This window comes from Alistipes sp. CHKCI003, from assembly GCF_900021155.1.
Taxonomy (GTDB): Bacteria; Bacteroidota; Bacteroidia; order Bacteroidales; family Rikenellaceae; genus Alistipes; species Alistipes excrementavium.
Map to the genome: position 1 here is coordinate 1 of NZ_FCNT01000013.1, position 8,561 is coordinate 8,561.

The 8,561-nt window shown below is 57.7% G+C and carries 6 protein-coding genes and 1 tRNA gene; 6 read left to right on the forward strand and 1 reads right to left on the reverse strand.

Annotation, left to right across the window (positions count from 1 at the left end; genetic code table 11):
* Window positions 1–1,548 precede the first annotated feature (1,548 nt).
* Window positions 1,549–1,621: transfer RNA gene (locus tag BN3659_RS02445), tRNA-Lys, on the reverse strand.
* Window positions 1,622–2,379: 758 nt separating this feature from the next.
* Here BN3659_RS02445 and BN3659_RS02455 point away from each other — a divergent pair.
* From BN3659_RS02455 to BN3659_RS13030, 6 genes are all read left to right on the forward strand, one after another.
* Window positions 2,380–2,652: an HU family DNA-binding protein gene (locus tag BN3659_RS02455; protein ID WP_091534324.1), complete on the forward strand. Its 273-nt coding sequence runs from the start codon at window positions 2,380–2,382 to the stop codon at window positions 2,650–2,652.
* A 103-nt stretch (window positions 2,653–2,755) separates the two neighbouring features.
* On the forward strand, window positions 2,756–3,205 hold the full coding sequence (locus BN3659_RS02460) for a DoxX family protein (RefSeq protein WP_091534326.1): 450 nt from the start codon (window positions 2,756–2,758) through the stop codon (window positions 3,203–3,205).
* A gap of 988 nt (window positions 3,206–4,193) precedes the next feature.
* On the forward strand, window positions 4,194–5,903 hold the full coding sequence (locus BN3659_RS02470; protein WP_091534330.1) for a hypothetical protein: 1,710 nt from the start codon (window positions 4,194–4,196) through the stop codon (window positions 5,901–5,903).
* A gap of 306 nt (window positions 5,904–6,209) precedes the next feature.
* On the forward strand, window positions 6,210–6,605 hold the full coding sequence (locus tag BN3659_RS02475) for a DUF3244 domain-containing protein (protein WP_091534331.1): 396 nt from the start codon (window positions 6,210–6,212) through the stop codon (window positions 6,603–6,605).
* 433 nt (window positions 6,606–7,038) lie between these two features.
* Complete coding sequence (gene rd / locus BN3659_RS02480; protein WP_091534333.1) at window positions 7,039–7,203, forward strand: rubredoxin; 165 nt, start codon at window positions 7,039–7,041, stop codon at window positions 7,201–7,203.
* Window positions 7,204–7,245: 42 nt separating this feature from the next.
* Window positions 7,246–7,764: a hypothetical protein gene (locus BN3659_RS13030; protein WP_171847680.1), complete on the forward strand. Its 519-nt coding sequence runs from the start codon at window positions 7,246–7,248 to the stop codon at window positions 7,762–7,764.
* Window positions 7,765–8,561 lie beyond the last annotated feature (797 nt).

Consider the following 8,561-nt stretch of genomic DNA (forward strand, 5'->3'; position numbering starts at 1 on the left):
AAACCGCACGTGTCGCTCGTGGTCCCGCACAATTCAGTCGTGTCCGAATAGCGAAGCAGGCTCACGGTACAGTGGGGGATGCCACGGCCCGTCGTATCCCGCACATATCCCGAAACCGAACCTCCCGACGACTGAGACTGTGCTCTCGATTCCGACCATCCCGGAAATCCAACTAAAAGAACGGACATGAAAAAAAGACGGACCGTATTCATATATAGTTATATTGTCGTATATTCACTGCAATCCGATCACTACCGTCCGACTTCGGGTTCACGAGGCGAACCGGATTGTTCCTCCGTGCGTCCGATCTTCGGAGTGCCGCCACGGCATGCGGACCGTACGGGTCTTCGGCCGCTCCCGAACCGCTGCCCAGCCCGACAATAATCCGATGCCGCAAATTCCGCACGGCGCCGAACCGTAGCAGAGCACGTCAAAAAGCCGTAACAGCAGACCTGCCTGTCGCGTACGTGCCGGCCTCCATGTCCGCCATTCCGCTCGTATCGGAAAATCTACCCCCCCGACGTCGAACCTTCGCGCCGCTCACCGGCTGCCGGGCAGGAACTCTGAAGCGAAAACGCAACAGGACGGTTTGCGCAACAGCCGCTTCCGATCCGCAACGGGAAAAACAATCCCACTCCGCCGTCGCCGCAGACCTGCTTTCAGCCAAAGTTCCGAATCTGCGGATTTTACCGATCTCCGACGGGAAAGCCCGCCGAAAGATGTCCGCCGGTCGCTTCTTTCTGTAAATGTATGAAAAGATCGTTGTCAGACAACTCATACATGCCTTTTTTCATATCATACCCCCTGCAAAAACATGCCAGAATCCGCTTCCGGCGCCCCTGTTCGCAACTCTCTGCCGGCAACCCGAGGCGTCTCGTCCCCGAAAAACCTTCGTGCCGCTCTACGACCGTATGCTCGTCTCGGGCGCCGAACGCATCGGCGGAACAGCCGATGCAGCGGCAGCGGTTCCCGCCGCACGCGGCGCGGACGACGGGAATGCGCCGTTTCCGGCCCCGTCCGAACCGCCGACATTACCGGACATAATATTAAGAATGGAACCGTTCCGCCGGCACGATCGCACCGCACAAGCCACGCCGTCTCACACCAGCACGGGCACGGCGCGCCGCCGGAACGGACTGCGCTCACCGAAGGCGTATGGCATCCCGGCCTCTGCTTCGGCCTCTGCTTCCCGTCCGGCACTCGCATACGGTGCGGCACTCTCCCGAAGCGTTTGCAGCGGCTCGTGTTTGCCACTCAATGCGCATATTCCGGCGATGAGGGACAGGAGGCTCTGTTCCGGTAAAAAATTCATCGGATTTCCGGACAAGGCCCGAAAATGCGATTCCGGTCTCGTCCGCCCCGGCGAAACATCCCATGTCTTCGGTTGAAAATCCGGCGGATCGTCTTGTGTTTCGAGCGGCTGAAATTCATCGGATGCGATCCATCCGAAGTAAATCCGCCCCCCAAACTGGCTGTTTTACCCCTGAATGCTACGACATAAAATGCAAAAAAAGACCGATAATCGACGATTATCGGTCTTTTGCACTGTACCCCCTCAGGGGCTCGAACCCTGGACCCCAACATTAAGAGTGTCGTGCTCTACCAACTGAGCTAAAGAGGCATTGCGAGTGCAAAGGTAGCAAGAATTTTTCCAAATCCAAATTTTTTCACAAGAAAAAATATTTTTTCTTTTATTTTCCCGAAGTCCCCCCCCCTCTCTCGACCGTCCGGACGCTCCCGGATTCGGAGCAAACGACAAGGAGGCCCGCCCTGTTCGCCGGAAACATGCTGCGGCCGCCCCGGCATCCGCAGCCGCCCCACCGCTCCCGCCGCATCGGTCTGCCCGGCCTCGCCGAGACCGCTCCGACCGGAAGCCGCTCCGCTAAAACCCGCAGGCTCCCGTGCAGAATACCGTTCCGCCAAAACCGCCCGCAATCCGGCACCCGGCCCGTCCGTTTCCGATCCCCTCCGAACCGACCGGAGGACTTCCGGCGGTACGGATGCTCCGCCGTCTGCGAGCACCCCTCCCGCAAATGTCCGGAAAAGATTCGGCCGGCCCCGCTCCCGCCGCCGCCAACATGCCCCCCGCCCCCGCTATCGCATCCTCCGCCCGCCATGCGGCAGTCCCCCAGCGAGCGGCATCCACCTCCACTCCGGGACCCGAATGCCGCAAACGGTCCGGAATCTGTCGCAGGCGGGAACGTCCGCGGCTTTCGAATCATGTTCTCGAACGACAATTTTTATGAAATCAATATTTTACGACAGTCATTTTTCCAATTCCGGCACGGAATTAGTCGGGGTGCACGTCGAATGCCGTCCGCAACGGCTTCATCCTGCGGACGCAACGACGAAACATGGTTCAATTAAAACAATACGACTATGACAAAAGCAGAAATTGTAAAGAAGATCTCCCAGCAGACGGGGATCGAACAAACGGCCGCATCGGCTGTCGTAGAGGCATTTATGGAACAGGTGCGTCAAGCTCTGATCGGCGGCGAGAACGTCTACCTGCGCGGCTTCGGCACTTTCAACCGCAAGCACCGCGCCGAGAAGGTCGCCCGCAACATTTCGAAAAACACGACGATCAAGGTGCCGGCACACGACATCCCGGCCTTCAAGCCGTCGAAAGAATTCCTCGACAAAATCAAATAATCCGCCTTTTCTCTGCCGCAGACGGACTCCCCTCCGGCCGATGCGGCGTCCGGCGCATACCGGACGCCGTACCGGCGGCGGCAGCGACGGATAACGGACCGACATGAACCGCATCCTGAAATTCCTCTTTCCGGCCAAAAGCTACTGCACTTCGGAGTCGTGGCTGCTGCTGACGCTCCGAATCCTGTTCGGAGTGCTGCTGATGACGCACGGCATCGCCAAGTGGAGCGCCTTCGGCGACCTCGCAGCCTCGTTTCCCGACCCGCTCGGTTTCGGACGGCATGCATCGCTCGTGCTGGCGATTTTCGCCGAAATCATCTGTGCGGCAGGCGTCATCGCCGGCGCGTTCTTTCGTCTGGCCCTGATCCCGATGATCTTCACCCTGTGCATCGCTCTGTTCGTCGTTCACGGCGGCGACCCGTTCGCCGCCCGCGAGCTGCCGCTCCTCTACCTCGCGGTCTTCGTGCCGCTGTTCATCACGGGGCCGGGCGCCTATGCGCTCGACCGGCTGATCGGCCCCGGGCTTACGGCCCGAAAAACGGCTTCGCACTGAACGGAGCGCGGGCGGCGAGCAGCCGCGGAATCCGCACGAAGAGGAGCTGTCCGACAAACCGCGGACAGTCCCTCTTCATTCGTACAGCCATTCGAGCCCCTTCCCAGCGCAGAGCGCAAGAAACTCGTCGACAGCCTCTTTTCGGCCCACTCCGGCCGGTGGCGCCACATCGCGCACGCCCTAATCTCCCCCGATTCGGCGAGATACCCGCATCCCGAAAAAAAATGCGACCGATCCGGGCGTCGGCCGTCTGCGGCTCCGGTCGCACTGCAACTCGCAGGCGACCTGCGCAATGCTCGTCCAGCGCACCCCGGCCTGCCGCATCCGCCGAAGCGCAGCCTCGTGCGCCGCGGCCGAAGCCCCCCGCGGCATCCGCGACCGGACAAGATTTCCGCTCCTTCGGCGAGCGCATCGAGCACCGGGGAACGCAAGAGACGCCCCGGTCCGCAAAGCCGCCGCGCCCAACTCGCCGCGGTTCTTCTCCTGCACCGTTTCATAGCACACCCCTCCTCCCACGCACCGACAGCCCCACGGCCGTACGATGGAATGCCGCCCAACGCACGGCACAAGACAGGCGCCGTCTCCTTGTCGCCCCCCACGGCGGCGCCGACCGTCGAGAGGAGCACTGGCCGCCCGAAGATGCGGACCGCCGGCGCAAGGTATACCGCGTTGCGCAGCAGCCCGGCACGGTTCATCGAGTCGGCCGCGTCGAACTGCGACGACCGACAATCGCCCGGGACCGATGCCGCGTTTCAGGGGTAAACAGCCGGTCTTTCGTCCGATATGCTCCGTGCAAACCACCTCGATAAATATCTGTGCGGGGCTCCGACGGAACTCCGCGGCATGAGGACGAAAACCGTTTCTTCCGCCTCCTACGACCGGCCGCCGGAACCCTTCCGACGAAAAATGAGCCTGCGGGCGCATCGCAACGCATAGCACATACGGACTTTCGCATAAAATATCTATCTTTGCATGCCAACTCAACGATATGAAATATCTAATACTGATTATCTTTTTTCTCGGCGTCTCATGCAGCCGGCAGCGCGAAACCGATCTCGTTCTCGACAACGCGCGTGCGCTGATGCGCGACGAACCGGCCCGGGCACTGGCACTGCTTCGGACCCTCCGCACCGAACACCTCAAACGCGCCTCCTCCCGAGCCCAATACGCTCTGCTCTACTCGCAGGCGCTGGACAAAAACCGCATCTTCCGCACCGACGACTCGCTGATCCGGATCGCGGTCCGCTACTACGAGAGCCGGGATACTCCCCACGAAAAAGCCTCGGCATACTACTATCTGGGACGGATATACGACAACCGCTGCGACAAAATCGGTGCGGCGGAGGCTCTGTTCCATGCGCAGGCCCATGTCAGCGAGACGGACGACGACTATCTGAAAGGACAGATCGCTTTCAGCATCGGTCTGCTTTACAGCAACCAACTCAGTTACGAAGAGGCGCTCGGCTACCTCAAACGGAGCAACCGGCATTTCCTCAAAGCAGGACAGAGGCTCAATACGGCCATTTCGCTCGAATGGCTGGGGCATGTCTACCTCAATCTGCACGATAACTACCGCTCGGATTCTTGTCTTCGGGAAGCATCCGCTCTTTATGAACAGCTCGGCATGAGCGACGATCTTCTCAGAGCGCAATTGAACCGCTCATGGATACTCATGAAAGAGGTCGGCACCGATTCGGTCCGCAGATACGTCGACGCGCTTTTCGCACGCCATTCGCCGAACCTTTCGCCCAGCACGCAATGGGGATTGATGTTGTCCCTCCATTTCAAAGAAGGCAACCTCGACTCGGCGCGTGCGTACGGGCTGAAATGCATCGGCGCCGCGGACCGCGCGTCGGGATACACGATCGCCGACTGCTATTCGCTCCTCGAACAGATCGAATTCGCAGCCGGAAATTACAAAAAGGCTCAGAACTACGCCTACACCTACTGCCGTATCATAGATTCGATGAACGCGCTCAAAGACCGAACCTTCATGCAGGAGATCGAGCAGCGTTGTCAGAATAAACTATTGACCTCTCATAATGAAGCTCTGGCGGTTCAACGACATTATCAGTCGATCGTCATTTTGTTGCTGACAATTATTTTTACGATCGGTATCTGGATCGCAATCAGGGCCTTCTGCCGATGGCAAAAAAGAGCGCACGAACAAATAAGGCAGGCCGAAACGGAACTGTGCAGTTTGCGCACGACCTACGACGGTCTGCAAAAGCGTATGGCCAGCCTGCAAGAGCAGAGCGACAAGGACGACCTGCAGGAGACACAGCTCTACAAAGCGCTGGAAGAACGCATGATCGGACTGCGCGAACTGATCGCCTCGTCGCAAACGATCAAACCGAGTCTGTTTATCAAGAATTTCCAGAAATATGTCGGTGTCAACGTCAATTCACGGCATGCGCTCACCGATCTGCAATATGTGGTCAACCGCAAATACAACGGTGTGGTCGACTATCTGAAGGCCCACTATCCCGAGCTGACGAAACACGATCTCGACCTTTGCTGTCTGCTCTGCTTCGGATTTTCGCAACAGGCCATCTGTTATATGTACGACTACGGGGATATCGGTTCGTTCTACAACAAACGCAGCCGTCTGCGCCACAAACTGAAACTTCCGGCCGACTATAAGATCGAGGACTTCTTCACCGATCTGCTGCGTCAGCTCGCACCCCGGGCGCAATGATCGCAGCATAAAGTCTATATTCCTTTCGGGTCGTTTCCCGTTCGAAACGGGCCGAAAGGATATTCCGAAAGCATTTTATATAATAGCTCTTTCTGTGTTTTATACTAAACTAATAACCAATAATTTAGCGGTACGAAAAATAATATTTACACCCATTTGCATAGGATCCCACAGCTATAAACTATTGATTTTCAATCCCATTATCCGGCAACCTATGATATTGCGGAAGATGCTGAATGTTTGGATATTCCGTAAAAAACGACTAACTTCACGTTCATAAACCAAATAAACTATTTAATTTATATTATGAAGAAACTTTTACTGTTCGTCGCAGCCTCGCTTTTGTTCGTAGCGTCGGCGACCGCCGCAACCGTCCAACCGCTCGATCCGCCGAAAAAAGAGCAGGATATTCCGATTACGGATAAGACGCCGCCGACACCGCCGATGACGACCTCCGCACAAGCGACCGTCGAAGCTCATTACACGACCGACCTCGCCCTGCTGGAAATCTGGTTCAACCGCAACGTGGGAACGGTTACCGTCAGCGTAACGGACAACTCGACGGGACGAACACTGACCCGTTATACATGCGACAGTTCGCTCGAACCGCAGGTGTGCCTGAACGTCGCACTCGAAGCAGGTTTCTACACATTGCATATCATCGGCTCCGACTATGAAGGGTATGGGGACTTCGATCTTTAATATTTTCCAGTAACAGGCCTCGCCCCCGATTCCGAAGCCGGACGGCTCATTCGAACCGCACCGGTTTCCGACCCGGAAACGAGGGACAGGCCGCCGTCGGAGGACGCCGCAGATCCGCAGCAGAGCGGCCGGATTCAACGATCTGCTTCGGCGAACCGAGCGTCCGAAAGACGGAAACCCGATCCGGAGAACGACCTTCAGGGGTCGTTCTCCGTTTTTTCGCTCCACGGGGGCCGAGAGACGCGAAATGATGCGAAACGGGAGGAAAGGCGTCATCCATCGCACGTTCCGGTCGGCACCGGACCGTGATCGACCGAAATATCTTCGGAATACGGTCCGTTCCCCGATTTTTTTCTATCTTTGAAGCGGTGCGGCACCGCACTTGCCGCAATGGAAGCAAACACCGTTATATAACAGTTAAAAGTATCGACCTATGAAAAAGTACAGATGCACCGTCTGCGACTGGATCTACGATCCCGCCGTAGGAGACCCCGATGGCGGTATCGCCCCGGGCACGCCGTTCGAAGAGATTCCCGACGATTGGGTATGCCCGCTTTGCGGCGTCGGAAAAGAGAGTTTCGAAGAGGTCGTGGAATAGTGTGCCGACCCGCTGCGCCGCCTGCCGGCGCAGTTTTTTTATATGTCGGCCTCCTTCCTCTTCCTCTTCCTCTTCCTCTTCCTCTTCCTCTTCCTCTTCCTCTTCCTCTTCCTCTTCCTCTTCCTCTTCCTCTTCCTCTTCCTCTTCCTCTTCCTCTTCCTCTTCCTATTCCTATTCCTATTCCTATTCCTATTCCTATTCCTATTCCTATTCCTATTCCTACTTCCTATTCCTACTTCCTATTCCTACTTCCTATTCCGGATCCGATTTTCCATGCCCCGGACGAATACTCCGAATTTCCGTTGCCGGTATTGCAAAATCGGGTTGAATTCGTTATCTTTGAGAAACGAACCTCCGTCCGCGGGCCGATCGGCGGAAGTCGCGCCGGAAGGCAGTGCTGCGATCTCGCAGCCGCCGGATCGGCTGGAAGGGAGAGGCAGGTTGGCAAACAGGATGGATAACAGACAGGCGGACAGACTGATAAACCGACGGGAAGACGAAACAGACAGACTGACGGAAACCGAGCAGGCAGACCGGGAGACAGACAAGCAGATAGGCTGACAGTCAGACGGGGCAGACTGATAAACCGACGGGAAGACGAAGCGGACAGACTGACGGAAAACGAGCAGGCAGACCGGGAAACAGACAAGCAGATAGGCTGACAGTCAGACGGGGCAGACTGATAAACCGACGGGAAGACGAAACGGACAGGCTGACGGAAACCGAGCAGGCAGACCGGGAGACAGACAAGCAGATAAGCTGACTGTCAGACAGGCAGACTGATAAACCGACGGGACGACGAGACGGGCAGACTGACTGACAGGGGGGCGCAAGAAGGATGGCAAGCGGACTGACAGGCGGGCTGGTCGGCGGACAGGCTGAGCAAGCCGCGAAGCGGGAAGGAGCTCTGCAACACGCCTTCCGGTGAGCGGAGGCGCTTTCGGTGCAGGTGCAGCGTTCCGCTACATACGGCGGAAAAACACGTTTCAGCCGGTCCCGGAGCGTTTCCGGCACGGTGTGCAGAAGAGCGGCGCGATGTATGCAGCGGAAGCGAAACCGGTGCATGCTCCCGAAACAGGACATTGCCTCGAAACCGTGTGCACGGAAATCCGCGGCTCGAAAGCCTTCCCGAACCCGCGACGGGGAATCCGGCCCGCCGAGCGGAGCCGACGGGCCAAGGAACGGAGCGAACGAACGGAGCGAACCGAGTTCCCGTCCGGAATTCGCCGAAGCGGATAGCGATAGGGAAAGAGGACAGGCTATGTAAAACCGTCCGCCGTCCCGCACGGATGGACGGGCGCCGATTCCGCCGCGACAGGCCCCCTCTCAAACAAAGAGGCCGACGAACGGTCCAGAAC

Coding starts and splice junctions, on each gene's coding strand:
- BN3659_RS02470 (WP_091534330.1), top strand. CDS start 4,194: ATGAAATATCTAATACTGATTATCTTTTTTCTCGGCGTCTCATGCAGC.
- BN3659_RS02460 (WP_091534326.1), top strand. CDS start 2,756: ATGAACCGCATCCTGAAATTCCTCTTTCCGGCCAAAAGCTACTGCACT.
- BN3659_RS13030 (WP_171847680.1), top strand. CDS start 7,246: ATGTCGGCCTCCTTCCTCTTCCTCTTCCTCTTCCTCTTCCTCTTCCTC.
- BN3659_RS02475 (WP_091534331.1), top strand. CDS start 6,210: ATGAAGAAACTTTTACTGTTCGTCGCAGCCTCGCTTTTGTTCGTAGCG.
- rd (WP_091534333.1), top strand. CDS start 7,039: ATGAAAAAGTACAGATGCACCGTCTGCGACTGGATCTACGATCCCGCC.
- BN3659_RS02455 (WP_091534324.1), top strand. CDS start 2,380: ATGACAAAAGCAGAAATTGTAAAGAAGATCTCCCAGCAGACGGGGATC.